This is a genomic window from Rhodobacter sp. NTK016B, assembly GCF_017303295.1.
Taxonomy (GTDB): Bacteria; Pseudomonadota; Alphaproteobacteria; order Rhodobacterales; family Rhodobacteraceae; genus Pararhodobacter.
This window is the reverse complement of the sequence record NZ_JAFKOK010000001.1, coordinates 78,744-103,693: the sequence shown is the minus strand read 5'-3', so window position 1 is coordinate 103,693 and position 24,950 is coordinate 78,744. Positions and strand designations below refer to the sequence as shown.

The 24,950-nt window shown below is 65.7% G+C and carries 26 protein-coding genes and 1 riboswitch; of the genes, 15 read left to right on the top strand and 11 right to left on the bottom strand.

What is annotated here, in order from left to right; genetic code table 11:
• Window positions 1-18: 18 nt before the first annotated feature.
• The 4 genes from JI664_RS00550 to JI664_RS00535 all read right to left on the bottom strand — a co-directional run bounded on the left by JI664_RS00550 (window position 19) and on the right by JI664_RS00535 (window position 4,266).
• Window positions 19-420 (bottom strand): hypothetical protein, encoded by a 402-nt coding sequence (locus JI664_RS00550; protein ID WP_207011757.1) that lies wholly within the window; start codon window positions 418-420, stop codon window positions 19-21.
• Between the two features lie 73 nt (window positions 421-493).
• Window positions 494-1,450 carry a Gfo/Idh/MocA family protein gene (locus tag JI664_RS00545; RefSeq protein WP_207011756.1) on the bottom strand — a complete coding sequence of 319 codons (957 nt, stop codon included), beginning with the start codon at window positions 1,448-1,450 and terminating at the stop codon, window positions 494-496.
• A 297-nt stretch (window positions 1,451-1,747) separates the two neighbouring features.
• Window positions 1,748-3,568, bottom strand: a complete 1,821-nt coding sequence (gene typA, locus JI664_RS00540; RefSeq protein WP_207011755.1) for a translational GTPase TypA — start codon at window positions 3,566-3,568, stop codon at window positions 1,748-1,750.
• 83 nt (window positions 3,569-3,651) lie between these two features.
• Window positions 3,652-4,266 carry a YitT family protein gene (locus tag JI664_RS00535; protein WP_207011754.1) on the bottom strand — a complete coding sequence of 205 codons (615 nt, stop codon included), beginning with the start codon at window positions 4,264-4,266 and terminating at the stop codon, window positions 3,652-3,654.
• 106 nt (window positions 4,267-4,372) lie between these two features.
• On the opposite strand from JI664_RS00535, the gene JI664_RS00530 reads away from it, so the two are divergent.
• Together JI664_RS00530 and JI664_RS00525 are read left to right on the top strand one after the other, a co-directional pair.
• Window positions 4,373-5,068, top strand: coding sequence for a dihydrofolate reductase family protein (locus JI664_RS00530; protein WP_207011753.1), 696 nt, complete (start codon window positions 4,373-4,375; stop codon window positions 5,066-5,068).
• A gap of 69 nt (window positions 5,069-5,137) precedes the next feature.
• Window positions 5,138-5,680, top strand: a complete 543-nt coding sequence (locus tag JI664_RS00525; protein ID WP_207011752.1) for a dihydrofolate reductase family protein — start codon at window positions 5,138-5,140, stop codon at window positions 5,678-5,680.
• Between the two features lie 32 nt (window positions 5,681-5,712).
• Here the strand turns inward: JI664_RS00525 and JI664_RS00520 are convergent, their stop codons facing one another.
• Complete coding sequence (locus JI664_RS00520) at window positions 5,713-6,318, bottom strand: YitT family protein (RefSeq protein WP_207011751.1); 606 nt, start codon at window positions 6,316-6,318, stop codon at window positions 5,713-5,715.
• Between the two features lie 30 nt (window positions 6,319-6,348).
• Window positions 6,349-6,678: an SMR family transporter gene (locus JI664_RS00515; protein ID WP_207011750.1), complete on the bottom strand. Its 330-nt coding sequence runs from the start codon at window positions 6,676-6,678 to the stop codon at window positions 6,349-6,351.
• A gap of 215 nt (window positions 6,679-6,893) precedes the next feature.
• On the opposite strand from JI664_RS00515, the gene JI664_RS00510 reads away from it, so the two are divergent.
• The 3 genes from JI664_RS00510 to JI664_RS00500 all read left to right on the top strand — a co-directional run bounded on the left by JI664_RS00510 (window position 6,894) and on the right by JI664_RS00500 (window position 10,817).
• On the top strand, window positions 6,894-7,655 hold the full coding sequence (locus JI664_RS00510; protein WP_207011749.1) for a dienelactone hydrolase family protein: 762 nt from the start codon (window positions 6,894-6,896) through the stop codon (window positions 7,653-7,655).
• A gap of 249 nt (window positions 7,656-7,904) precedes the next feature.
• Window positions 7,905-10,100, top strand: a complete 2,196-nt coding sequence (locus JI664_RS00505) for an NADP-dependent isocitrate dehydrogenase (protein ID WP_207011748.1) — start codon at window positions 7,905-7,907, stop codon at window positions 10,098-10,100.
• A gap of 171 nt (window positions 10,101-10,271) precedes the next feature.
• Window positions 10,272-10,817, top strand: a complete 546-nt coding sequence (locus tag JI664_RS00500) for a hypothetical protein (protein WP_207011747.1) — start codon at window positions 10,272-10,274, stop codon at window positions 10,815-10,817.
• A gap of 4 nt (window positions 10,818-10,821) precedes the next feature.
• Here JI664_RS00500 and JI664_RS00495 read toward each other — a convergent pair whose 3' ends face one another.
• Together JI664_RS00495 and fabB are read right to left on the bottom strand one after the other, a co-directional pair.
• Complete coding sequence (locus JI664_RS00495; protein ID WP_207011746.1) at window positions 10,822-11,610, bottom strand: enoyl-ACP reductase FabI; 789 nt, start codon at window positions 11,608-11,610, stop codon at window positions 10,822-10,824.
• A gap of 31 nt (window positions 11,611-11,641) precedes the next feature.
• Complete coding sequence (gene fabB, locus JI664_RS00490; RefSeq protein ID WP_207011745.1) at window positions 11,642-12,871, bottom strand: beta-ketoacyl-ACP synthase I; 1,230 nt, start codon at window positions 12,869-12,871, stop codon at window positions 11,642-11,644.
• Window positions 12,872-13,084: 213 nt separating this feature from the next.
• Between fabB and miaB the strand changes: the two genes are divergently transcribed.
• The 6 genes from miaB to metK all read left to right on the top strand — a co-directional run bounded on the left by miaB (window position 13,085) and on the right by metK (window position 20,207).
• Window positions 13,085-14,416 (top strand): tRNA (N6-isopentenyl adenosine(37)-C2)-methylthiotransferase MiaB, encoded by a 1,332-nt coding sequence (miaB, locus tag JI664_RS00485; RefSeq protein WP_207011744.1) that lies wholly within the window; start codon window positions 13,085-13,087, stop codon window positions 14,414-14,416.
• A gap of 319 nt (window positions 14,417-14,735) precedes the next feature.
• Window positions 14,736-15,695, top strand: a complete 960-nt coding sequence (locus JI664_RS00480; protein ID WP_286173723.1) for a PhoH family protein — start codon at window positions 14,736-14,738, stop codon at window positions 15,693-15,695.
• 77 nt (window positions 15,696-15,772) lie between these two features.
• Entirely contained in the window at window positions 15,773-16,315 is a 543-nt protein-coding gene (gene ybeY, locus JI664_RS00475) for an rRNA maturation RNase YbeY (RefSeq protein WP_207012084.1), read from the top strand.
• A gap of 24 nt (window positions 16,316-16,339) precedes the next feature.
• The gene (locus tag JI664_RS00470) at window positions 16,340-17,374 is read left to right on the top strand and encodes a transporter associated domain-containing protein (protein WP_207011742.1); all 1,035 of its coding nucleotides are present in this window, start codon (window positions 16,340-16,342) and stop codon (window positions 17,372-17,374) included.
• Window positions 17,375-17,383: 9 nt separating this feature from the next.
• Entirely contained in the window at window positions 17,384-18,943 is a 1,560-nt protein-coding gene (gene lnt / locus JI664_RS00465) for an apolipoprotein N-acyltransferase (protein ID WP_207011741.1), read from the top strand.
• A 40-nt stretch (window positions 18,944-18,983) separates the two neighbouring features.
• Window positions 18,984-19,031: riboswitch (SAM-SAH riboswitch) on the top strand.
• Window positions 19,032-19,040: 9 nt separating this feature from the next.
• A complete protein-coding gene (gene metK, locus JI664_RS00460; protein WP_207011740.1) occupies window positions 19,041-20,207 on the top strand; it encodes a methionine adenosyltransferase in 1,167 nt (388 codons plus the stop codon).
• A gap of 187 nt (window positions 20,208-20,394) precedes the next feature.
• Here the strand turns inward: metK and fabA are convergent, their stop codons facing one another.
• On the bottom strand, window positions 20,395-20,904 hold the full coding sequence (gene fabA, locus JI664_RS00455) for a bifunctional 3-hydroxydecanoyl-ACP dehydratase/trans-2-decenoyl-ACP isomerase (protein ID WP_207011739.1): 510 nt from the start codon (window positions 20,902-20,904) through the stop codon (window positions 20,395-20,397).
• A gap of 170 nt (window positions 20,905-21,074) precedes the next feature.
• On the opposite strand from fabA, the gene irr reads away from it, so the two are divergent.
• From irr to trmB, 3 genes are all read left to right on the top strand, one after another.
• Window positions 21,075-21,515 carry a Fur family transcriptional regulator Irr gene (irr, locus tag JI664_RS00450; protein WP_207011738.1) on the top strand — a complete coding sequence of 147 codons (441 nt, stop codon included), beginning with the start codon at window positions 21,075-21,077 and terminating at the stop codon, window positions 21,513-21,515.
• An 18-nt stretch (window positions 21,516-21,533) separates the two neighbouring features.
• Complete coding sequence (locus JI664_RS00445) at window positions 21,534-22,310, top strand: 23S rRNA (adenine(2030)-N(6))-methyltransferase RlmJ (protein WP_207011737.1); 777 nt, start codon at window positions 21,534-21,536, stop codon at window positions 22,308-22,310.
• Between the two features lie 87 nt (window positions 22,311-22,397).
• Complete coding sequence (gene trmB, locus JI664_RS00440) at window positions 22,398-23,132, top strand: tRNA (guanine(46)-N(7))-methyltransferase TrmB (RefSeq protein ID WP_207011736.1); 735 nt, start codon at window positions 22,398-22,400, stop codon at window positions 23,130-23,132.
• Window positions 23,133-23,232: 100 nt separating this feature from the next.
• Here trmB and JI664_RS00435 read toward each other — a convergent pair whose 3' ends face one another.
• A complete protein-coding gene (locus JI664_RS00435) occupies window positions 23,233-23,517 on the bottom strand; it encodes a DUF6476 family protein (RefSeq protein WP_207011735.1) in 285 nt (94 codons plus the stop codon).
• A 31-nt stretch (window positions 23,518-23,548) separates the two neighbouring features.
• On the opposite strand from JI664_RS00435, the gene JI664_RS00430 reads away from it, so the two are divergent.
• Window positions 23,549-24,580, top strand: a complete 1,032-nt coding sequence (locus JI664_RS00430) for an RluA family pseudouridine synthase (protein ID WP_207011734.1) — start codon at window positions 23,549-23,551, stop codon at window positions 24,578-24,580.
• Here the strand turns inward: JI664_RS00430 and JI664_RS00425 are convergent, their stop codons facing one another.
• Window positions 24,581-24,922, bottom strand: coding sequence for a hypothetical protein (locus JI664_RS00425; RefSeq protein ID WP_207011733.1), 342 nt, complete (start codon window positions 24,920-24,922; stop codon window positions 24,581-24,583). It abuts the gene before it with no gap.
• Between the last annotated feature and the right edge of the window lie 28 nt (window positions 24,923-24,950).

Below are 24,950 nucleotides of genomic sequence, written 5' to 3'. Positions count from 1 at the left end.
GCAAAGGGTTTATTTCATTCAGTATTCCATCTGCGGCGTGCCCTCGTGGTCATAAACCTGAACCAGCTGGCATTCGATCAGTTCGGGCCGTTCGCCGCGATCGCACATCGTTTGCGCTACCATCTCGCCCACCGCCCGCGTCGGCAGGCCACAAACCACTTCGTGCCAGTGCAACCCCTCGCGATGCTGCGCGAAAATGTCGATCGACCAGCCCGCCGGCGCACACCAATTGGTGACGATGCAATCCTCTTCCATCGCGCCGCCCGCGACGCATTCTGCAATCGCCGCATCAATTGCTTCGCCGCGCGAAGCCCCCGCCGCCATGCCCGAGGACATCTCGGGCGCCTGAACGAAGGCGATCCCCGCTTCGGCGAAAGCGGGCAGGGGGGCAAGGCAGGCAATCATCAGAAGAACACGCATGAATAAACTCCGTCGCTTACGATGCGATCGAGCCTAGCGGTTCCGACCCGCCCTGCCTATGGCCGAGATCCGCTCACAGCCCGCCCGCCGCGCGAATGGCATCGATCATCGCCGCATTCCCGCGCGAGAATTCGAGCGGGCAATCGAACGGCGCCCCCTCAAGTGCGCTGCGCTCGAACGCTTCGACCATCAGCCGGTATTGATCGACCGGCTCGAACCGCTCGATCCGCGTCTCGTCATAGCCGCGCCGCAAGACCACTTCGGCCGCGGCGGCAACGCCCGCATTGAACGGTGCGCGCAACTCGATGACGCCTTTGGTGCCGTGAAAGGCGATGCGCTGATGGGGCGCCATCCGCGTCGAGCAATAGAAAGACAGGGTGAAGCCGTCGAACTCGGCCCAGACCCGCGCCATGGTGTCGACGCCGTTTTCGACCTCCAACGCCGCGTGGATCGCGCCCGGCTCTTTTCCGGTGGCGAAGCGCGTGGTGACGCAGGGATAGACGCCGATATCGTAGAGCGCGCCGCCGCCGGTTTCGGGGCGGTTGCGGATATTGGCCGGATCGTCGTTATGGAAGCTGAACGCGGCCTCGACATGCCGCAGATCGCCGATGGCGCCGTCGGCCAGCATCTGCCGCACGCGGTGCCATTGCGGATGATGGCACACCATGAAGCCCTCGGCGCAGATCAGCCCTGAGGCATCGCGCGCGGCGATTACCGCGTCGATCTCGGGCGCGCTGAGCGCCAGCGGCTTTTCGCACAGCACATGCTTGCCCGCAGCCAGCGCCCTGAGCGTCCAGTCGACATGCAGATGGTTGGGCAGGGGAATATAGATCGCATCGATCTCGGGATCGGCGAGCAGGCTCTCGTAGCTTTCATGGACCCTCAAATGCGGTGTGACCTCGGTAAAGGCTCGCGCCTTGCGTTCAGATCCGGTGGCGAGTGCCGCGAATTCCGCGCCCCGCGCCGCGTTGAGCGCCGGCATCAGCGCCGTGCGGGCGATTTTCGCCGCTCCCAGAATTCCCCACCGCATCGTTCCCTCCCGCCGTTTGCGCTAACGGGATCTTGATGCCAAATTCTGTGCGTAAAGGCGAGCGGAAATGGAAAAAGGGGGGCCTTGCCCCCTCGGCCTTGCGGCCTCACCCCCAGGATATTTTCAGATCCAATATGCGCGGTGAACAAAGCCTTAACGGCATCTTTGATCCAGAAATATCCACGGGGTTTCCAAAGGGGGGCGTGTCCCCCTTTGGCGCTGGGAGCGCGAGGGGGCGCGCAGCCCCCTCGTTTTGGTTCCCACGGCAGCGCCGGATGTGCGCCGCGCGGTTTACCCTCAGCCTTCGGTCTTCGCCTTGCGCTTGCGCTCGTGCGGATCGAGATAGCGTTTGCGCAAGCGGATCGATTTCGGCGTCACCTCGACCAGTTCGTCGTCGTCGATATAGGCGATCGACTGTTCCAGCGACATGATAACTGGCGGCGTCAGGCGCACTGCGTCATCGGTGCCCGAGGCGCGCACGTTGGTCAGTTTCTTGCCCTTGAGCGGGTTCACTTCGAGATCGTTGTCGCGCGAATGCTCGCCGATGATCATGCCCTCGTAGATCTGTTCCTGCGCGCCGATGAACATCTTGCCACGATCTTCGAGGTTCCACAGCGCGTAAGCCACCGAAACGCCGTTCTCCATCGAGATCAGCACGCCCTGGCGGCGGCCCTGGATCGGGCCCTTGTACGGCGCCCAGGAATGGAACAGGCGGTTAAGCACGCCGGTGCCACGGGTATCGGTCATGAACTCGCCCTGATAGCCGATCAGCCCGCGCGAGGGGACATGCGCAACGATCCGGGTCTTGCCGGCGCCTGCCGGTTTCATCTCGACCAGATCGCCCTTGCGCGGGCCCGTCAGCTTCTCGATCACCGCGCCCGAATATTCGTCATCGACATCGATGATCGCTTCTTCGACCGGCTCCATGCGCTGGCCGTCTTCGTCGCGGAAGATCACGCGCGGGCGCGAGATCGACAGCTCGAAGCCTTCGCGGCGCATGTTCTCGATCAGCACGCCCATCTGCAATTCGCCGCGCCCCGAGACGATGAACGCCTCGCCGCCCGGCGTGTCGTCGATCCTGATGGCGACGTTGGATTCGGCTTCTTTCATCAGCCGCTCGCGGATCACGCGCGACTGCACCTTCGAGCCGTCGCGTCCGGCCAGCGGGCTGTCGTTGATACCGAAGGTGACCGAGATGGTCGGCGGGTCGATCGGCTGCGCGTCGATCGGGGTGTCGACCACCGGGTCGCACAGCGTGTCCGCCACAGTGGCCTTGGTCATGCCCGCGAGCGAGACGATATCGCCCGCGATGGCCTCGTCGATGGGTTGCTGTCCGAGACCGCGGAAGGCGAGGATCTTGGTCACGCGGAACTGTTCGATCCGCTCGCCGGTGCGCGAGAGCGCCTTGAGCGTGGTGCCAACCTTCAGCGTGCCCGCTTCGACCCGGCCGGTCAGGATGCGGCCGATGAACGGGTCCGCGCCCAGCGTGGTGGCGAGCATGCGGAAGGGCTCGTTCGCGGCGGCGATCTGCTTGGGCGGCTCAACATGGCGGACCACCATTTCGAACAGCGCCGTCATGTCCTTGCGCGGCCCGTCGAGTTCGTCATCGGCCCAGCCATTGATCCCCGAGGCATAGAGGACCGGGAAATCGAGCTGTTCGTCCGAGGCGCCGAGATTGGCGAAGAGGTCGAACACCTCGTCGAGCGCGCGGTCGGGCTCGGCGGCGGGTTTGTCGACCTTGTTGAGCACGACGATCGGCTTCAGACCCAGCGCCAGCGCTTTCGAGGTCACGAATTTCGTCTGCGGCATCGGTCCTTCGGCCGCATCGACCAGAAGGCACACGCCGTCCACCATCGACAGGATGCGCTCGACCTCGCCGCCGAAATCGGCGTGGCCGGGGGTGTCGACGATGTTGATCCGCGTGCCCTTCCATTCGACCGAGGTCGCCTTGGCAAGGATGGTGATCCCGCGCTCGCGTTCGAGGTCGTTGGAATCCATGGCGCGCTCGGTGACGGCCTGGCCTTCGCGATAAACGCCGGATTGTTTCAGAAGCTCATCGACAAGGGTGGTCTTGCCGTGGTCGACGTGCGCGATGATCGCAATATTGCGAAGGTCCATGGAACTGTCCTGTTTGCTGCGCTGCCGCGCATACAACAGCTTTGTGGCTTTGGCGAGTCGCGTTCGCGGTCCAAGGCGACCGATCAGCGCATGACGTACCAGTCGCGGCGGTGATTGAGTGCGATCACCGCGTTCAGGATCACCGCGCCCAGCAGCGACCACAGTACGCGGTCGAGCGGCAGGATCGCCGCCGCCAGCGCGAAAAGGGCCAGATCGTGAGCAAGCTGCGTCACCCCGGCACGAATGCCGAAGCGGTCTTGCAGGATCATCGCGACGATCGACACGCCACCAAGGCTGCCGGAATGGCGAAAGAGGCCCAGCAATCCGACGCCCGCGCTGACCCCGAACAGCACCGCCGCCGCGCCCGGGTGGATCGCGCTGATCCCCATGAGCGGTTTGAGCGCCTCGGCCATCAGCGAGACCAGCGTCACGGTGCCGAGGCTTTTCGCGCAAAAGACCGGGCCGCGCAGCCACCAGGCCAGCGCGAAAAAGGGGATGTTGAGCGCGAAAAAGACCAGCGAGAAATTCCAGCCCATGCCGTAGGCCACGAGCAGTGCGAATCCCGCCGTGCCGCCGGTCATCAGCCCGGCGGCACGTAGCAGGTGGATGCCCAGAGCCGCCTGCGCCGAGGCGACGACGAGGCCCTGGATATCCTCGAACAAGGTATAATGCGGGTCGGTCGATGGGTCAGCAATCATGACCTGAATATGCCGCGGCGCAGCGCGAAAGGCCAGTGCAGGGCGCGAATGCTTGCCATGCATCCGGGACATGCCCAGCCCGGACATGCCCAGTCGGGAGCGAGCTATGCGGGCAAGAGGGCGTGCGCCGTGGGTAACCGCGTTTCCGTTTACCTCGATGCAAGGTCTGGCGGCGATGCTGGCGTCGTTCCGCCGACTCTGGCCCTCGAAGGGCTTTGCCGCCCCGCTTTGGCTTCACCAAGCCCCGTCAATCAGGCCCGTCATGCTGCCCGAAGTCCATGTTTTCATCGCCATGTCCCTTGACGGCTATATCGCCGACGTGGCGGGCGGGCTTGACTGGCTGGTGATGTTGCCCGCTCCGGATGACGAGGATCACGGCTACGCCGCTTTCTATGATCGCGTCGATTGCCTGCTGATCGGCGCCAATACCTTTCGCTCGCTTCTGGACTATCGCGACTGGCCCTATGACAAGCCGGTCACCGTTTTGTCGGCCAGCCTGTCCCAGCGCGACGTGCCGCCCGCGCTGCGCAACCGGGTGACCATTCTTGACGACACGCCTGAAGCGGCGCTGTCGCAGCTGGCGCAGGGGGGCGCGAAACGTGTCTATCTGGATGGCGGGCAGCTGATCTCGAGCTGTCTGCGCGACGGTCTGGTGCAGCGAATGACGCTGACCCGGCTGCCCGTGCTGCTGGGCGCAGGCGTGCCGCTTTTCACCGATCCCGGGCCGCAATACATGATCCATCTCGACACGCGAAGCTGGCCGCATGGCTTTGTGCAATCGATCTATCAGGTCATCCCCTGACGGCTGGGTCGGGCAGGGGCGGGCCCCCGGGCGGTTGCCCATCGCCGCGCGGGGACCTAAACAGACGGCATGCGCCCCGAATGTCACGTCTTCATCGCAGCCACGCTTGATGGCTATATCGCCGATCCGAAAGGCGGGATCGACTGGCTCACCACGATGCCGGTGCCCGAGGGCGAGGATTTCGGCTACGGCGCCTTCATGACGGGGATCGACGCCATCGTCATGGGGGCCGGTACCTTCGAAACGCTGCGCGGCTTTCCCGACTGGCCCTATGAGGTGCCGGTGATTGTGCTGTCGCAAAGCCTCGGGACCGAATTGCCCGCGCCGCTACCCGGGCGGGCGCGGGTCAGCCGCGCCAGCCCCGAGGCGGTGATGGACGAGTTGGGTGCGGCCGGGATCGGTCGGGTCTATGTCGATGGCGGCCAGATCATCACCAGTTTCCTGCGCGCGGGCCTCGTCGACCGGCTGACCGTGACCCGCGTGCCGCTGCTTCTGGGCGGCGGGCGCCCGCTTTTCGGCGAGACCGGGCGCGTGCCGCTCAGGCTGGTCGAAACGCGTTCGTGGGAGAACGGGTTCGTGCAGACGACCTATGCCCGCGCCCAGACGGGCTGACGACTAAGGCTGAAGACAAAGTCTGACGGGGCTCAGGTCGCGATGTAGCGGTCGCGGCGGTGATTGATGGCGATCACGGAATTGACCACCAGCGCCCCCATTGCCGACCACGCGATCAGCCGCCAGTCGGGCAACAGCGCCAGCGCCAGCCCGAACAGCGCGGCGTCGAAACCAAGCTGCACCCAGCCCGCGCGCCAGCCCCAGCGATCTTGCACGGCGAGGGCGACGATGCCCACGCCGCCAAGGCTTGCGCCGTGGCGAAAGAGGGCGATCAGCCCGGTGCCGCAGACCATGCCGAACAGAACCGCGCCCGCCGCGACATTCAGCCGCTCGAAGGCGATCCAGTCGGGGGCAAGCAGGTTCAGCACGGACAAGAGCGCCACGGCGCAGAAGGTCTTGACGGTGAAGGCAAGCCCGAAGCGCCGGTAGCCGAACCAGTAGAACGGCAGGTTGATCACGAAGAACACGATCCCGAAGCTCCAGCCCGTGAGATACGAGATCAGCACCGCCAGCCCCGCCGTCTGGCCGGTGATCAGCCCCAGATGGGTCAGGATCGTCACCGAAAACGCCGCCATGGCCGAGCCGAAGGCGATACCCTGAATGTCTTCGAACAGCGAATGGCGGGCGGGGTCGGTCATCGGGCAGGCTCTCAGATCGGAAGGTTGGGGTCAGTGCGGGGTCGCGTTGGAGAACAGGTTGATGATCAGAATACCCGCCATGATCAGCACGATCCCGAGGATCGCGGGCAGGTCGAGTCGCTGGCCGAAAATCACGAAACCGATGGCCGAGATCAGGACGATGCCCGCCCCCGACCAGACCGCATAGGCGATTCCCACCGGCATCACCTTGAGCACCATCGCCAACAGCCAGAACGAGGCCCCGTAGGCCACCACCACCAGCAGCGAGGGGCCGAGCCGGGTAAAGCCCGCCGAGGCCTTGAGCGCGGTGGTGCCCACGGTTTCGAAGAAGATCGCGGTGAGAAGATAGACCCAGTGCATCGCAGCCTCGTTCCTTGGCGTTTGTCCCTCTGTCGCAGCTTCGCGCGGCAAGGGGAAGGGGCGCCGGGCGGGGCATCGAGCCCCGCCCGGCGCCTCGGGGGCTCTGCCCCCGCCGGCGTGCCGCCGCCCCCGGGATACTTCTGGATCAAAGATGAAGGGGCGCTATCTGCAAAGCAGGGTTCGGGATCGAAAACGGGGAGGATGGAATGCACGACATGACGGGAAGAATCGCAGGTATCACGCTGGCGGCGATAGCGGCGGGCGGGGCGGCGTTGCCGGCCCGGGCCGAGATCGTGCGCGAGGCGTTGGCTTACAGCGTGGACGGGACGCGGTTCGAGGGGGTGGTCACGCGCGATGACGCCGTGGCGTCGCGCGGCTTGGTGATGATCGTCCACGACTGGGACGGGCTGACCGAGTACGAGCGCGAGCGCGCGGCGATGCTGGCGGCGGAAGGGTATACCGCCGTGGCGCTGGATCTCTATGGCGTCGAGGCCGATCCGCAGGGGATGGAGGATTATCGCCGCTTGTCGGGTGCGCTTCTGGCGGACCGGGCGGTGCTGCGCGCGCGACTGGACGCGGCGATGGCTGCGGCAGACGGATTGCCGGGCGCCGGGGCGGGGCAGGTGCTGATCGGCTATTGTTTCGGCGGCAGTGCTGCGCTGGAAGCGGCGCGGGCCGGGGCCGGTCTGGACGGGTTCGGCATCTTCCATGGTGGTCTGGGTCTGCCCGAGGGGCAGGATTACGCGCAGGTTTCGGGGCCGGTGATGCTGTGGCACGGCTCGGCCGACCCGGTCTCGGGGCCCGAAGAGCTGGCCGCGCTGCTGATCGGGCTGCGCGAGGCAGGTGTCGCGCATGATGCGCGGATCTATGGCAATGTGCGCCATGCTTTCACCGTGCCCGGCAGCCGCGATTACGACGCGGCGGCGGATGCCGATAGCTGGCAGGGCCTGTTGGGCTTTCTCGACGCGACGCTGTGAAAAGCGGCACAGGTGCCGCCGGTAAGGCCCACGGGCGGTTTCGTGCCGTGAGGGACGGCTGAGGGGCGCTATTTTAGTATACCATTGTACACAACGCTTGACGGAGGCGGGTTTTTCGGTCAGGAAGCGCATAGCGTGCGGCGTATCAAGCTGCCGCGAGATTCCCGTCGCCCGGAACCCAGCGTGCCTGCGCGCCGAGGCCGGGCGCCGCCGATACAGCGCCGCCAGAGACCTGCAGAGGACCAGCACATGACCGATACCCCCGACATCATCTACACCAAGGTGGACGAGGCCCCCGAACTGGCCCGTGCCTCGCTCGAGCCGATCATCCGCGCTTTCGCCGACAAGGCCGGGATCTCGGTCGAGACCCGCGATATCTCGGTCGCCGGGCGGATCCTCGCGCTGTTTTCCGATTATCTGACCGAAGAGCAGCGCGTTTCCGACGATCTGGCCTGGTTGGGCGAGCTGGTGAAGACGCCGTCGGCCAATGTCATCAAGCTGCCGAATATCTCGGCCTCGATGCCGCAGCTGACCGCCGCGATCAAGGAATTGCAAGCCAAGGGCTTCGCGATCCCCAATTACCCCTACGAGCCCAAGACCGATGCCGAGAAAGAGGCCCGCGCACGCTATGACGCCGTGAAGGGCTCGGCGGTGAACCCGGTCCTGCGCGAAGGCAACTCGGATCGCCGCGCCGCCAAGCCGGTCAAGCAATACGCCATGGCCAACCCGCACCGGATGGGCGACTGGTCGAAAGACTCGAAGACCCGCGTGGCCTCGATGGATGGCAACGACTTCTTCGCCAACGAAAAATCGGCCACCATCACCGCGGCTCAGGCGGGGGGCGCGAAGATCGTCTTTACCGCCGAGGACGGCGCTGAGACGGTGCTGAAATCGGGCCTGAAATACCTTGAGGGCGAAGTCGTCGACGCGACCTTCCTGTCGGCGCGCGCGCTTGAAGCCTTCATCCGTCAGGAAATCGCCGCGATCGAACCGGGCGTGCTGTTCTCGGTGCACCTGAAGGCTACGATGATGAAGGTCTCGGACCCGATCCTGTTCGGCCATTTCGTCAAGGTCTATCTGGAAGACTTCATCGCCAAGCACGGCGCCGAGCTGGACGCGCTGGGCTGGAACCCCAATTCGGGGCTGGCGGATCTGGAAAACAAGATCAAGGGCAATGCCGCGCTCGAGGCCGATTACAAGGCCGCGATGGACGCGCAGCCGCCGATGTACATGGTCAACTCGGACAAGGGCGTCACCAACCTTCATGTCCCCTCGGACGTGATCATCGACGCCTCGATGCCTGCGCTGATCCGCGCGGGCGGCAAGGGCTGGGGGCCTGACGGCAAGGAAGCCGACACCGTCTGCTGCATCCCCGACAATTGCTATGCGGGCGTCTATGACGAGACGATCGAATATTTCAAGGAACACGGCAAACTCGACGTCACGACCTGTGGCTCGGTGTCGAATGTGGGCCTGATGGCGCAGAAGGCCGAAGAATACGGCTCGCATCCGACGACGTTCGAGATCGCCGCCAAGGGCAAAGTCGAGATCGTGCTGGATTCGGGCGAGGTGCTGCACAGCCACGCGGTCGAGGCGGGCGATATCTGGCGCTCGTCGACGGCCAAGAAAGCGCCGATCCTCGACTGGATCGCGCTGGGCGTGGCGCGCTTCAAGGCGACCGGCTCGGCGGCGTTCTGGCTCGACAAGAACCGGGCGCATGACGCCGAACTGATCAAGTATGTCGAGCCCGCGCTGAAAGAGGCCGGGGTCGAGATCCCGATCATGGCGCCGCGCGAAGCCACCCGCTTCACGCTGGAAACCATGGTGAAGGGGCAGGATTGCGTCACCATCACCGGCAACGTGCTGCGCGACTACCTGACCGACCTGTTCCCGATCCTCGAACTGGGCACCTCGGCCAAGATGCTGTCGATCGTCAAGCTGATGCAGGGCGGCGGCATGTTCGAAACCGGCGCCGGCGGCACCGCGCCCAAGCACGTTCAGCAGGTTCTGGAAGAAAGCCACCTGCGCTGGGACAGCCTTGGCGAGTTCTGCGCGCTGGGCGAAAGCTTCAGCTTCCTGAGCGAGTCGAAGGGCAATGCCGCGGGCGCGATCATGGGCAAAGCCATCGACGTGGCGACGCAGAAGGTGCTCGATAACGATGACGGCCCCAAGGGTCGCGTCGGTCAGAACGACAACCGCACCTCGCATTACTACTTCGCGCGTTACTGGGCCGAAGCGATGGCCGCGCAGACCGAGGACAAGGCGCTTGCCGATGCCTTCGCGCCGATTGCCAAGGCGCTGGTCGAGAACGAAGACAAGATCGTGGCCGAGATCCACGCGGCCGAAGGCTCGCCCGCTGATCTGGGCGGCTATTACCTGCCCGACGAAGCCAAGGTCGCGGCGGTGATGCGCCCATCGAGCACGCTCAACAACATCATCGGCTGATAAATCCGGTTGCAGACATGAAAGGGCGGTCCTTCGGGGCCGCCCTTTTTTATAGCGCGCCTTGGGGCCGGGCGCCGTGTCCCTCCCGGCACGGGCGTTTGATTTGCGCGAGACGGGCGGGCGGGCCAATCTATCCTCATTGATTGACAGATTTCTTCGGGGGACGTCACCATGCGCCACATTGCCACCGCCCGCGCGCTGTCTGGGACCGCGCTGTTTGCCATCTTTCTCACGGCTGCTTCCGCCGCCTCGGGGCAAAGCCTGAGTGCCGGTGCGGCCCGCGTGACGCTGCCGGGTGGGGCGTGGCAGGTCGATCCGGATGGCCAGAGCGCCGAGCGCCGGATCGGGCCGGATAACTGGCTGCGCGCCTCGATCCGGCTGCATCCGTGGACGGGCGGGGTGGCCACCGACACGATCGCCCGGCGTCTGGCCGAGCACGCCGCGATGATGGGCGAGGCAGGCTATGCCGAAGCGCTGTTCGAAGACTACGACACCGACGTCGCGGGCCGCTGGTGCCACGGCTTTCAGGCTCTCAGCAGCGGCGCGCCGCGCGGGCAAGAGCCGCTGCCCAAGGATGTAACAGGCGTGCTGTGTCCGCTGGGATCAGGGGAGGTGGTCGAGCTGACGGTTGAGGGCTTCACCCGCAGCGGGGCCGAGCAATATGCCGACATCCATGAGGATGCCGGCGCGCTTTACGAAAGCCTGACGATCCGTTGAGCGCTTACAGCGCCTCGGGCTGGGGCATGCCCAGAACATGGTAGCCCGAATCGACCATCAGGATGTCGCCCGTGGTGCAGGCGCCGTAATCCGAGCACAGATAGACCGCCGCGCCGCCCACCGATTCCAGCGTCGCGTTGTGGCGCAGCGGCGAATTGGCTTCGGTGTGACGGAAGGTCTTGCGCGCGCCGCCAATGGCTGCGCCCGCCAGCGTCTTCATCGGGCCGGGCGAGATCGCGTTGACGCGGATCGCCTGCGGACCCAGATCGTTGGCCAGATAGCGGACGGATGCTTCCAGCGCTGCCTTGGCCACGCCCATCACGTTGTAATACGGCGTCACCCGGTTCGAGCCGCCATAGGTCAGCGTGATCAGCGAGCCGCCCTCGGGCATCAGCTCAGCCGCGCGACGCGACACGTCGATGAAGGAATAGCAGGAAATATCCAGCGAATTCTTGAAGTTGGCGCGCGTTGTATTGGTGAACCGGCCCGCCAGTTCCGACTTGTCGGAATAGGCGATGGCGTGGATCAGGAAGTCGATGCTGCCCCAGCGGTCCTTGATCGCGCCGAAGGCGGCATCAAGGCTTTCGTCGCTGGTCACATCGACATCGACCAGAAAATCCGCGCCGAGCGACGCCGCCAGCGGCTCGACCCGCTTGCCGAACGCATCGCCCTGATAGCTGAAGGCCAGCTCGGCCCCCTCGGCGGCCAGCGCCGAGGCAATGCCCCATGCGATCGAGCGTTCATTGGCCACGCCCATGACCAAGCCGCGCTTGCCCTTCATCAGATCGGCCATGACCGGTTCTCCCAGAGTTACGAACGCAGAGTTACGAACGGTATTTCGACATGACCAGCGTCGCGTTGGTGCCGCCGAAGCCGAAGCTGTTGGACAGCACCGAATCGTGCTCGACATTCTCGCGCAGCTCGGTGACGACCTCGTGCGGGCGGATCTCGGGATCCAGCTGCGTGACGTTGATCGACGGTGCGATGTAATTGCCCTGCATCATCAGAAGCGAATAGATCGCCTCATGCACGCCGGTCGCGCCGAGGCTGTGCCCGGTCATCGACTTGGTCGAGGCCACGGGCGGCGGGTTCTCTTCGCCGAAGACGCGGCGCACGGCCTTGATCTCGGTCACGTCGCCTGCGGGCGTCGAGGTGCCATGCGCGTTGATGTAGGTGACCTTGCGACCCTCGGGCAGGGTGCCGATCGCCAGCTTCATCGACCGCTCGCCGCCTTCGCCCGACGGCGCTACCATGTCGTGGCCGTCCGAGGTCGCGCCATAGCCCGTCACCTCGGCATAGATCTTCGCGCCGCGCGCCTTGGCGTGTTCCAGTTCTTCCAGCACCACGACCCCGCCACCGCCGGCGATGACGAAACCGTCCCGCGTCGCGTCGAAGGGGCGCGAGGCCTGCTGCGGCGTATCGTTGTATTTCGACGACATCGCGCCCATCGCGTCGAACAGGCACGACAGCGTCCAGTCCAGCTCTTCCCCGCCGCCCGCGAACACGATGTCCTGCTTGTTCATCTGGATCTGTTCGACCCCGTTGCCGATGCAATGCGCACTGGTCGAACAGGCCGAGGTGATCGAATAATTCACGCCCTTGATCTTGAACGGCGTCGCCAGACAGGCCGAATTGGTCGACGACATGCAGCGCGTGACCATGAACGGCCCCATCCGCTTGGGCGAGCCCTTTTCGACCACGGTGTTGTGGGCGACGAACAGATTGGCCGTCGACGGCCCGCCCGAGCCGGTGATCAGGCCGGTGCGTTCGTTCGAGACGTCTTTGTCCTCAAGCCCGCTATCGGCGATCGCCTGCTGCATGGCGAGGAAGTTATACGCCGCACCCGCGCCCATGAAACGCAGGTCGCGCTTGTCGATATGCGCGGCAAGGTCGATCTGCGGCATCCCCTGCACCTGGCTGCGGAAGCCGCGCTCGGTGTATTCCGGCGCGGCGACGATGCCGGATTTCCCCGCGCGCAGGCTGGCGTCGACCTCGGCGGCGGAGTTCCCGATGGGCGAGATGATGCCGATACCGGTGATGACAACACGGCGCATGAAGACTCCCTGTGCTTCGCGACCCGGTCTTCGGGCCCATTCTCTTGCGGGGGGGATGTACTTATCCTTGCGCCAAATTGCTACCGGTTTATTGCAAATGGGCGCGCGAGGACGCTTTTCGCCCCCTTGCGGGCGCTCATCGCGCCGTTCCCCTCGGTTGATGCGGGCAGCGATAAGAGTTACATGCGCGCCATCCAGCGACAGGATTGACCCATGACCGCGCCGAAGAAGCTTTTCATCAAGACCTACGGCTGCCAGATGAACGTCTATGACAGCGAGCGCATGGCCGAGGCCATGGGCGCGAACGGCTATGTCACGACCGACCGCGCCGACGATGCGGACATGATCCTGCTCAATACCTGCCATATCCGCGAGAAGGCCGCCGAAAAGGTCTATTCCGAGCTGGGGCGTCTGCGCCCGCTGAAAGACGCCAATCCCGAGCTGAAAATCGGCATCGCTGGCTGCGTCGCGCAGGCCGAGGGGGAAGAGATCCTCAAACGCGCGCCCGTGGTCGATCTGGTCGTCGGGCCGCAGACCTATCATCGCCTGCCCGCGATGGAGCAGGCGGCCCGCGCCGGCGCCCGTCCGGTCGATACCGACTTCCCCGAGGAAGACAAGTTCGAGCGCCTGCCAAAAGGCCCGCGTGCCAGCCGGGGCCCGACCGCCTTCCTGACGGTGCAGGAAGGCTGCGACAAGTTCTGCGCCTTCTGCGTGGTCCCCTATACCCGCGGCGCCGAGGTCAGCCGCCCGGCCGACCGTCTTCTGCGCGAGGCGCGCGATCTGGTCGAGCGCGGCGTGCGCGAGATCACGCTGCTGGGCCAGAACGTGAATGGCTACCATGGCGAAGGTGCGGACGGGACATGGACGCTGGCCCGGCTGGTCCGCGCTCTGGCCGAGATCGACGGGCTTTGGCGCATCCGCTACACGACCAGCCATCCCAACGACATGACCGAGGACCTGATCGCCGCGCATGGCGACGAGGCCAAGCTGATGCCGTATCTGCATCTGCCCGTGCAATCGGGCTCGGACCGCGTGCTGAAGGCGATGAACCGCAAGCACACCGCGCAGGATTACCTGCGGCTGATCGAGCGGCTGCGCGCCGCGCGTCCCGATCTGGCGCTGTCGGGCGATTTCATCGTGGGTTTCCCCGGCGAGACGGATCAGGATTTCGAGGATACGCTCAGCCTCGTGCGGGCGGTGGGTTATCATTCGGCCTTTACCTTCAAGTACTCCGCACGCCCCGGCACCCCGGCCGCGGAACGCCCCGTCCTGCCAGAGCCGGTGCTGGACGAGCGTCTTCACCGCTTGCAGGCGCTCATCACCGAGCAGCAAAAGGCCGCGCAACTGGCGCAGGTCGGGCGCGAGGTCAGTGTGTTGTTCGAGAAAAAGGGCCGCCTGCCGGGCCAGATGGTCGGCAAGTCCGACTATCTGCACGCCGTCCATGTCGGCGATTGCGACGCCAAGCCGGGCGAGCTGCGCCGCGTGCGGATCACCGGCAGTGCGCCCAATTCGCTGTCGGGCGAACTGGCCCCCGTGCCCGCGTGAGCGAAGGGGCGGCCGGCGCGATTCCAGCGGGGTCTGGCGTCTTCGTCAAGCGCCGTGCCTCTGTTGCGTGGATTTGTTGTGGGTCCTCGCGACATCTGCACCAGATGTCGCATTTCTGCATCGCCACGGAACAGTTTCTCACCTTTCCGCGTTCCACCGCAGGATGTCATCCAAACGTTGCTTGCGAGACAAGCATTGGCAGGGCAGCATGAACCTATTCCCACCGGATCCATCGCAGGACCCATCACGGGACACGGCCAGAGAGGAGAGCCATTTGGGCATCAGCGCGCTGACCCCCCCGCCCAGTACCGGCGACGCCATGCAGACCCTGCTTGAATTCGCCGATAACCGATTGCTTGTCGATCTGTGCGGGGAATACGACCGCAATCTGGTCAAGCTCGAGGAAGATCTTGGCGTCCAGATCATCCACCGGGGAAACCAGCTGCACATCATGGGCGAAGAACATGCCCGCGCGCGCGCTGCCGAAACGCTCAAATCGCTCTATGCCCGTCTCAAGGGCGGCAAGGCCGTCGAACCCGGCGATGTCGATGGTGCCGTGCGTCTGTCGGCCGGGGAGAAGGGTGAGAAACAGCTCGAGATGTTCCGCACCGGGCAGGTCGAGATCCGCACCCGCAAGAAGCATGTGGCGCCGCGCACCAAGGCGCAGCAGGATTATGCGAAATCGCTGTTCGAGCACGAGCTGAATTTCGGCATCGGTCCTGCGGGCACCGGCAAGACCTATATCGCCGTCGCCGCCGCCGTGCATCATTTCGTCGAGGGCCATGTCGACCGGATCATCCTGTCGCGTCCGGCGGTCGAGGCGGGCGAGAAGCTGGGCTATCTGCCCGGCGACATGAAGGAAAAAGTCGATCCCTACATGCAGCCGCTCTATGACGCGCTGAACGACTTCCTTCCGGCCAAGACGCTGCAGAAGCTGCTGGAAGAAAAGCGCATCGAGATCGCGCCGCTGGCCTTCATGCGCGGGCGGACCCTGTCGAACGCATTCGTCGTGCTTGATGAGGCGCAAAACGCGACCGAACTGCAGATGAAGATGTTCCTGACCCGTCTGGGCGAGGGCTCGCATATGGCGATCACCGGCGACCGCACGCAGGTCGACCTGCCGCGCGGGCAGACCTCGGGCCTCGTCGCCGCCGAGCGTATCCTGCAGGGCGTGAAGGGTATCGGCTTCACCTATTTCACCGCTGTCGATGTCGTGCGCCACCCGCTGGTTGCGCGGATCATCGAAGCCTATGACCGCCAGTCGCCGGCGCAGGTCTGACCTCAGAACGGCGCGCTCTTGCCATGCGCGCCGTTGCCCCTCTGGTATCGGGGGCCAACGCGGATTACCTTGGACCCATGCCGGTCGAGCTTGTCACCGAAGATGAACGATGGGGTCCTCTGGATCTCGACGCGCTTGCGCCCCGCGCCTGCGGGGCCACACTGACGCATCTGGGCCATGACCCGGCGCTTGTCGAGATCAGCCTGCTGGCCTGTGATGACGCCCGCATCCGCGGTCTGAACGCCCAGTTCCGCGCCAAGGACAAACCGACAAACGTGCTGTCATGGCCGACATGGGACCTGTCGCCCGACACGCCCGGCGGCGCGCCCGAGGCGCCCGAAACCGGCACGCCCGAGGATCCCGAAATGCTGGGCGATATCGCGCTGGCCCTCGAGACCTGCACGCGCGAAGCCCGCGAGCAGGGTAAAAGCGCTGCCGACCACGCCACTCATCTGATCGTCCATTCAACGCTTCATTTACTCGGATATGATCATGAAACCGACGAAGATGCGGCCTTGATGGAAAAAACCGAGGTCGAGATCCTTGCGAAGCTAGGCATTGCCGACCCATATGCAACCGATGATTCGGGCCTGCCACATGGCGTGGCCGGGGTCGATTGACGGGAAACCAGTTGGAAAGGACCCATGAGCGACATCACTTCGGGGGCGCCCGCATCGGTCGATAGCGCCGATGGCGACGACCAGAGTACCGACGGCAATTCAGGACACAGGGGATTGCTGGCCCGTTTGTTCGAGGCCCTCACGCCGCATGAGGCACAAAGCGAAGCCGAGAACGCCCTGAGCACCTCGATGCGCCAAGTCCTTCCGGGGCTAGCCAACCTGCGACGCTTGCGCGTCGCGGACGTCTCCATTCCAAAGGCCGAGATCGTCGCAATTCCCGAAGATATCGGGCGCGAAGACCTGATCGACGTGTTCCGGGAGTCCGGTTTCTCGCGTCTGCCCGTCTATTCCGAAACGCTCGACAGGCCGATCGGGCTGTTGCTGCTCAAGGATCTGGTGCTCAAACGCGGCTTCGATCTGGGCGGCGAGGTCGATATCGCGGCGCTGCTGCGCCCGATGCTCTATGTACCGCCCTCGATGCCGCTGATCGTGCTGTTGCAGAAGATGCAGACCGAACGCACGCATATGGCGCTGGTCATCGACGAATATGGCGGCGTCGACGGGCTGGTGACGATCGAGGATCTGCTCGAACAGGTCGTGGGTCAGATCGACGACGAGCACGACACCGAAGACGAGCATCTGTGGTCCGAGGAATCCGAGGACACCTGGCTCATTCAGGCTCGTGCCATGCTTGACGATCTGCACGAAGCGCTGGGCATCGACCTGCGCGACGGGATCGAGGATGAGGAAATCGACACGATGGGGGGCGTGGTCTACGTCCTTCTGGGCCGCGTGCCCGCGCGTGGCGAGGTTATCGACCATCCGGCCGGGCACGAGATCGAAGTGCTCGACGCCGATCCCCGTCGCGTCAAACGCGTACGCTTGCGTCGCGCAGGGGCCAGTGATCACGGCGAGCAATCGGGTGACAGACTGGCTGAGCGCAACGGCCAGCGCGCCCTCGCGCCGTCCGAAGCCGATACGCCGTCCTCCGATACGCCGTCCTCCGACATGCCGGTCCCCCCGGCCCCCGACGACGCCAGAGCCGCCGACCGGGCCTGAAAGCACCCCATGGCGCAACGCCTGCTCCCGTTCCTGATCGCCCTCGCCGCCGGGGCGCTCGCCGCCACCGGGCAGGCGCCATGGGGGCTGTGGCCGCTGGCGCTGGCAGGGATCGCGCTGATCCTCTGGGTCACGGCGCGGGCGCCCACCCCCGGCGCTGTCTTCCGACGCGCGCTGTTGGCCGGGCTGGGGCAGTTCGGGCCGGTCATGATCTGGATCGTCGATCCTTTCCTCGTCGATGCGGCCAGCACCGCGTGGATGGCGCCGTTCGCGCTGTTGCTCATGGCCGGCGGCATGGCGCTGTTCTGGGCCGTGCCGCTCTGGCTTGCCGGCCGCTCCAGCCCGCGCCTCAGTGCCCGGATCTGGCGCGGGGCCTTCGCCCTGCTGGCCTTCGAGGCCCTGCGCGGCATCCTGTTCACCGGCTTCCCCTGGGCGCTGAGCGGCCATATCTGGGTCGGTACGCCGGTCGATCAGATCGCCGCACTGGGCGGGCCGCTTCTGCTCAGCGGGCTGACGCTCAGCCTTGCCGCCGCGCTGGCGGTTGCCGCCACCCGGGCAGGGCAGGGCGCGTGGCTGCGCGCCGTCGCCGCCCTGATCGTCGCCCCCCTCGCTCTGGGCGGCGCCTGGGCCTGGGGTGCGCAACGTCTCGCCCAGCCGCTGCCCGACGGGCCGGGCCAGATCTTGCGCCTTGTTCAGGCGAATGTGCCGCAAGACCTCAAATGGCAGCGCGACCTCGTGCGGCCCTTCTTCGAGCGCCATCTCGACCTCTCTGCCGCGCCCGCCGATCCGGCGCTCGGCGCGTCCCCCGATCTGATCCTGTGGCCGGAAACCTCGGCGCCCTTCCTGCTCGACCGTCCCGGCGACGGGCTTGAGATGATCGCCGCCGCCAGCGGGGTGCCCAGCGTGATCGGCATCCAGCGCCAGAACCCGCGCGGCCAGTATTTCAATTCTCTCGCCCTTATCGATACCGAGGGCAGGGTGCAGGCCACCTACGACAAACATCACCTCGTGCCCTTCGGCGAATATATCCCGATCATCGGCGACTGGGCGGCGCGGCAGGGCTGGGGCGGGCTCGCCGCGCGGATGCTCTCGGGCTATACGCCCGGCCCGGGGCCCGAGCTGATGGATCTGGGCCCCGCCGGTCGCGCCTTGCCGCTGATCTGCTACGAGGCCGTCTTCCCCCGCAACCTGCGTGGCACCGAGCGGCCCGACTGGCTGCTGCAATCGACCAATGACGCATGGTTCGGCGAGCGGATCGGCCCGTTCCAGCATTTTGCTCAGGCCCGGCTGCGCGCCATCGAAACCGGCCTGCCGCTGGCGCGCGTGGCCAATACCGGCATCTCGGCAATGGTCGATGCGCATGGCCGGATCACCGCCGCGCTGCCGATGGGACAGATGGGCGCGCTCGACGCGGCGCTGCCCGGCGCGCTGCCGCCCACGCCCTATACCCGCATCGGCGACCTGCCATGGTATGCGGGCCTGAGCCTCGGCATGGCGCTTCTGATCGCCGCAGGAGGGGTTCGGCGCCGGGCCCGTGCCTTTACCAAGCGCGACAAAAGCGACACATAAAGCAATTGACGTCCCTCCGGGGGCGCGTTAGCCGTTCTTACCCCCGTCACAACGGCTTCCTGGCGTGACGGGCGACACCAATGGAGCACCCAATCCCATGAGCCGTTCGAACTACGTCTTCACCTCGGAATCCGTGTCCGAGGGGCATCCGGACAAGGTCTGTGACCGGATTTCCGACGCCATCCTCGATGCCTTCCTCGCCGAAGACCCGCAAAGCCGCGTCGCCTGCGAAACCTTCGCCACCACCGACCGCGTCATTATCGGTGGCGAGGTGCGCGGCCCGGCCAGCGTCATCCAGCGGGTCGAAGACATCGCCCGCGACTGCGTGCGCGATATCGGCTACGAACAGGACGGCTTTCACTGGGCCAATCTGAGCGTCGACAGCTACCTGCACGCGCAATCGGCCGATATCGCCCAGGGCGTGGACGCGTCGGGCAACAAGGACGAAGGCGCGGGCGATCAGGGCATCATGTTCGGTTACGCCACCGACGAGACGCCCGAACTCATGCCGGCGCCGATCCTCTATGCGCATGCGATCCTCAAGCGACTGGCCGAAGTGCGCAAGAACGGCACCGAGCCTCAGCTCGGCCCCGACGCCAAGTCGCAGCTCACCGTGAAATACGTCGATAACAAGCCGGTCGGCGTGTCGTCGATCGTGCTGTCGACCCAGCATCTCGACCCGGCGCTGACCTCGGACGACGTGAAGCAGATCGTCACGCCCTATTTCCACGAAGTCCTGCCCGAAGGCTGGATCCTGCCCGACAGCGTCTGGCACGTGAACCCGACGGGCAAATTCGTGATCGGCGGCCCCGATGGCGATGCGGGCCTGACCGGCCGCAAGATCATCGTCGACACCTATGGCGGCGCGGCCCCGCATGGCGGCGGCGCCTTCTCGGGCAAGGATCCGACCAAGGTCGACCGCTCGGCTGCCTATGCCGCGCGCTACCTTGCCAAGAACGTCGTCGCTTCAGGGCTAGCCAAACGCTGCACGCTGCAGCTCAGCTACGCCATCGGCGTCGCGCGCCCGCTGTCGATCTATATCGACACCCACGGCACCGGTACGGTCCCCGACGAGGCGATCGAACACGCGGTCGCCAAAAGCATGGACCTGACCCCGCGCGGCATCCGTACCCATCTGGGCCTCAACAAACCGATCTTCCAGCGCACGGCGGCCTATGGCCATTTCGGCCGCGCGCCGGATGCGGATGGCGGTTTCTCGTGGGAAAAGACCGACCTCATCGACACGCTCAAAGCGTCTGTCTGAAGTCCGCCGTCGCAGGGGGCGCTGCCCCCTCGACGCTGGCGCGTCTCACCCCCGGGATATTTTTGGAACAAAGATGCCGCGTCAAAAGCGCGTTAATCGTCCCGTCTTTGTTCTGAAAATATCCTCGGGGGTGAATTGGCCGCAGGCCAAGAGGGGGCAGACAGCCCCCTTCTTTTGTCCTGATCCCTCAGCTTTCGCTCAGGGCGACCTTCATGTCCTTGACCTGATAGATCACCTCGCCATCGGCCTCGACGATGCCGTCGGCCACGCCCATGGTCAGCCGGCGGGTCTGCACGGCCTTGGTGAAATCGACCTTGTAGGTCAGCATCTTGCGGTCGGGGCGCACCATGCCGGTGAGTTTCACCTCGCCCACGCCGAGCGCGTAGCCGCGCCCCTGCCAGCCGCGCCAGCCCAAGTTGAAGCCGGTAAGCTGCCACAGGCCGTCAAGGCCAAGGCAGCCGGGCATGATCGGGTTGCCGGGGAAATGGCAGTCGAAGAACCACAGATCCGGCGTGATGTCGAATTCGGCTACGACATGGCCCTTGCCGTGCAGCCCGCCATCGCCCGAGATATCGGTGATGCGGTCCATCATCAGCATCGGCGGCGCCGGGAGCTGCGCATTGCCCGGGCCGAACAATTCGCCCCGGGCGCAGGCCAAAAGGGCGTCCTTGTCGAAACGGGTGGGGTATTGCGACATCGATTTTCGGTCCTTTGCTGAGGGTTCATTCCGTGTAGCATTCCCCCATCCGCACTGACAAGCGCAGGGGCAGCAGCAGCAGCGAGGCGGCGCGGCGAAGCGATGCTCTGTGACGGGCGGTTTGTTGCGCCCCCATTGAATCTCGCCGCCTTCGCGCCTTATAAGGGGGCATGAGTACCGATTTCGCTTCCCAGAACCGGCTGGCGCAGGAGCGCGCCTCGATTTGGCTGACAGAGGCCGGGCTTCGGCCGACCCGCCAGCGGCTGACGCTTGCGGCGTTGCTGATGGGCGACGGGCGCAACCGCCATGTCACCGCAGAGAGCCTGTTCGCCGCGGCCAGCGACAGCGGTGAGAAGGTCTCGCTTGCCACAGTCTACAACACGCTGCGCGCGTTCTGCTCGGCGGGGCTTCTCAACGAGATCACCGTCGATGCCTCGCGGTCCTATTTCGACACGCGGATCGACGATCACCCGCATTATTTCTGGGAAGACAGCCAGAGCCTGACCGACGCCCCGGCCGACCAGCTGGAAATCATGCGCCTGCCCGAGCCGCCCGAGGGCTGCGAAGTGGCGCGCGTGGACGTGGTCATTCGCCTGCGCCGCAAGGCCTGAGGGGCGGGGCCGGGACACATGCTGTCCTATCAGCATCTTTACCACGCCGGGAATCTGGCGGATGTCCATAAGCACGCGCTGCTTGCGTGGGTGCTGGATTATCTGACCGCCAAGGACAAGCCGCTCACCTATATTGAAAGCCATGCCGGGCGCGGGCTTTACGACCTGTCGGCGCCTGAGGCGGTGAAGACCGGCGAGGCGGCGCAGGGGATCGGGCGGCTGGAAGCGCGGATCGACCCCGAGCATCCCTATCGCAAGATCCTCGAGCGCGTGCGGCTGGCGCGCGGCGCCGATGCCTATCCCGGCTCGCCGATGATCGCCGCGCTCAGCCTGCGCGACAGCGATTCGCTGCATCTGGCCGAGGCGCATCCGCAGGAACACGCGGCCCTGGCGCAGGCGATGGCGGAATTGCCGGTGCGGGTGCACAAGGCTGACGGTTTCGCCAAGATCCAGGAACTGACGCCGCCGATGCCTCGGCGCGGGCTGATGCTGGTCGATCCCTCCTACGAGACCACCGAGGATTACGACCGCATGCCCAAGCTCTTCGCGCAGGTGGCGCGGAAGTGGAATGTGGGCATCCTGATGCTGTGGTATCCGATCCTGACCGATGGCCGTCACCGGGCAATGGTCGCGCAACTGGTGACGGCGCATCCGGGCGCGTTGTGCCACGAAGTCCGCTTTCCGCCCGCGCGCGACGGCCACCGGATGGTCGGCTCGGGGATGTTCGTGGTTAATCCGCCCTGGGGCATGGCCGAAGAGGCCGCGCGGCTGGGCCGTTTGTTCGACGCCCTGTAGGCGAACACGGCAGCGGGCCGGAGCCTTTTGCCTCCGCCGCGCGCCAAAGCCTTGCGATGCGGCGCGTGCGAGGCTATTGGCCGCGCCATGAGCGACGAAACCCCGAAACCCGACCTGCCGCCGCATCCCGCGCTGGCCGCCCTGCGGACCAACCGCAATTTCTATGGCCGCGTGCATGGCAAGACCCTGCGCCCCGCGCAACGGCGCTACCTGTCCGAGGATCTGCCCGCGTTGCGGCTGCGCGGCGTGTCCATCGACGAAAATCCCGAGCGGCACCTGCTTGATCTGCAGGCGGCGCTGCCGGGGGACGGGCCGCTCTGGCTGGAAGTCGGGTTCGGTGGCGGCGAGCATATGGTGCATATGGCCCATGCCAATCCCGGCGTGCGCTATATCGGCTGCGAGCCGTTCGTCAACGGCGTGGCGATGGCGCTATATCAGCTGCGCGAAACGCCGTGCCCGCGCCTGACACTGCATCCCGGCGATGTGCGCGACCTGTTTGACGTGCTGCCCGAGGCGGTACTGGAAAAGGTGTTCCTGAACTACCCCGATCCGTGGCCCAAGGCGCGCCATCACCGCCGCCGCTTCGTCACGCCCGAGCATCTGCAGCCGCTGTTCGGCGCCTGCAAACCGGGCGCCGAATTCCGCGTCGCGACCGACATCCCCGATTACGCGCGCCAGACGCTGGAAGAAGTGCCGCAAGCGGGTTTCGTCCTGGAGCGTGACACGGGTGAGCCCTGGGCGGACTGGTATTCCACCCGCTACGAGCAGAAAGCGCTGCGCGAGGGGCGGGTGCCGCAATACATGACCTTCCGCAAGCCCTGACCGGGCGGCGGCGTGTCGAGCCCGGCGTCAAGTAAGGGGGGCGCTGCCCCCCTCGGCCTGTGGCCTCACCCCCCGGGATATTTCCGGATTAAAGATGCGCTCAGGGCAGGGCGGTCGTGCTGACGGGGGCGCCGCCCTCGGGACCGTAGAGCAGGATCTCGCCCGCATCGGTCACCACAACCAGCCAGTCGCGCGCGAAGGTGACGGCGGCGGGGGCGGCGCCCTCGGGCAGGATCACGCTGTCGGGCAGGGTGGGAAGACGCTCGGAACCACCCAGCCGCGTGACAAGCAGCCCGACGATGGTTAGAAGGCCGACAATCATCACCACCATCAGCGTGGTGACCAGAATTTTCAGAAACCGCAGATCCGCAGGGAGCGCAGGCATGTCATCGTCGGAAGACGTGTTACCGGAAGGCATGGAGGAGGACTCCCTCGAGATCGTGGTGGTGATCGGCGCGAACCCGCCCGACCGCCTTGATAAGGCTTTGGCCCGCGACGTGCCAGAGGCGGCGGCGCTGTCGCGTTCGCGCATCGCCAAGATGATCGCCGAGGGCGCGGTGTCGCGCGCGGGCGAGGTGCTGAGCAATGCCAAGACCAAGGTGGCCGAGGGCGAGGAGATTGTCCTGACCGTCGAAGCTGCCGTCGAGCTTGAGGCGCAACCGGAAGATATCGCGCTGAACGTGGTTTATGAGGATGACGATCTGATCGTCATCGACAAGCCCGCCGGGATGGTCGTGCATCCGGCGCCCGGCACGCCGCGGGGCACGCTGGTGAACGCGCTGTTGCATCATTGCGGCGACACGCTGTCGGGGATCGGCGGGGCCAAGCGGCCGGGCATCGTGCACCGGATCGACAAGGACACGTCGGGGTTGTTGGTCGTGGCCAAGACCGACCGTGCGCATCACGGCCTTGCCGCGCAATTCGAGGCGCATAGTGTCGAGCGGGCCTATCAGGCGCTGGTCTACGGGGTTCCCGATGCGGGCGACCCGCGGCTGAAGGGCGTCAAGGGCACCAGCTTCGATCCGGGCGGGGTGCTGAAGATCCAGACGCGGCTGGACCGGCATCGGCATGAACGGCAGAAACAGGCGGTATTCTTCGACCGGGGCCGTCACGCGGTAACGCGGGCGCGGGTGCTGGAGAGCTTCGGCAGCCCGCCGCAGGTGGCGCTGATGGAATGCCGTCTGGAAACCGGGCGCACGCACCAGATCCGCGTCCATATGGCGCATGTGGGGCATGGGCTGGTGGGCGATCCGGTTTATGGCGGGCGGCGCAAGCCATCGCCTGCCGCGTTGCCCGCAGGCGGCGCCGAGGCGATCGCCGCCTTTCCACGTCAGGCGCTGCACGCGGCAACGCTGGGATTCGAACATCCGGCAAGCAAAGAGCGGCTGACCTTCCGGTCGCCGCTCCCTGTTGATTTCAGCGATCTGATCGCGGCCCTGAAGCGCTGATCAGCAGCGGCGACCGCCGCCCACCGGGTCGGCATACGAGCCGAGGTCGCTGTCGGTGCAGGCCCGGCGGCCCCGCCCGCGGCCCACGGGATCGGCATAGGCGCCGACATCGCTGTCGGTGATGCCGCTGCGTCCGCGCCCGCCGCCGACCGGGTCGGCATAGGCGCCCAGATCGCTGTCGGTAACGCCCGAGCTGCGGATCGTCGTCGTCTCGACGCAACCGGCCAGCGCCGCGGTGCCCCCGAAGGTGCCCAGCAGGAAGGCGCGACGGCCGAAACCGCGGCTGGTCGTGATTTCGGAATCCGTCAGCGTGGCTTTTTTGGATTTGGCTGCGTCTGACATGTGTTTGCTCTCAATAATATGTTTCAAC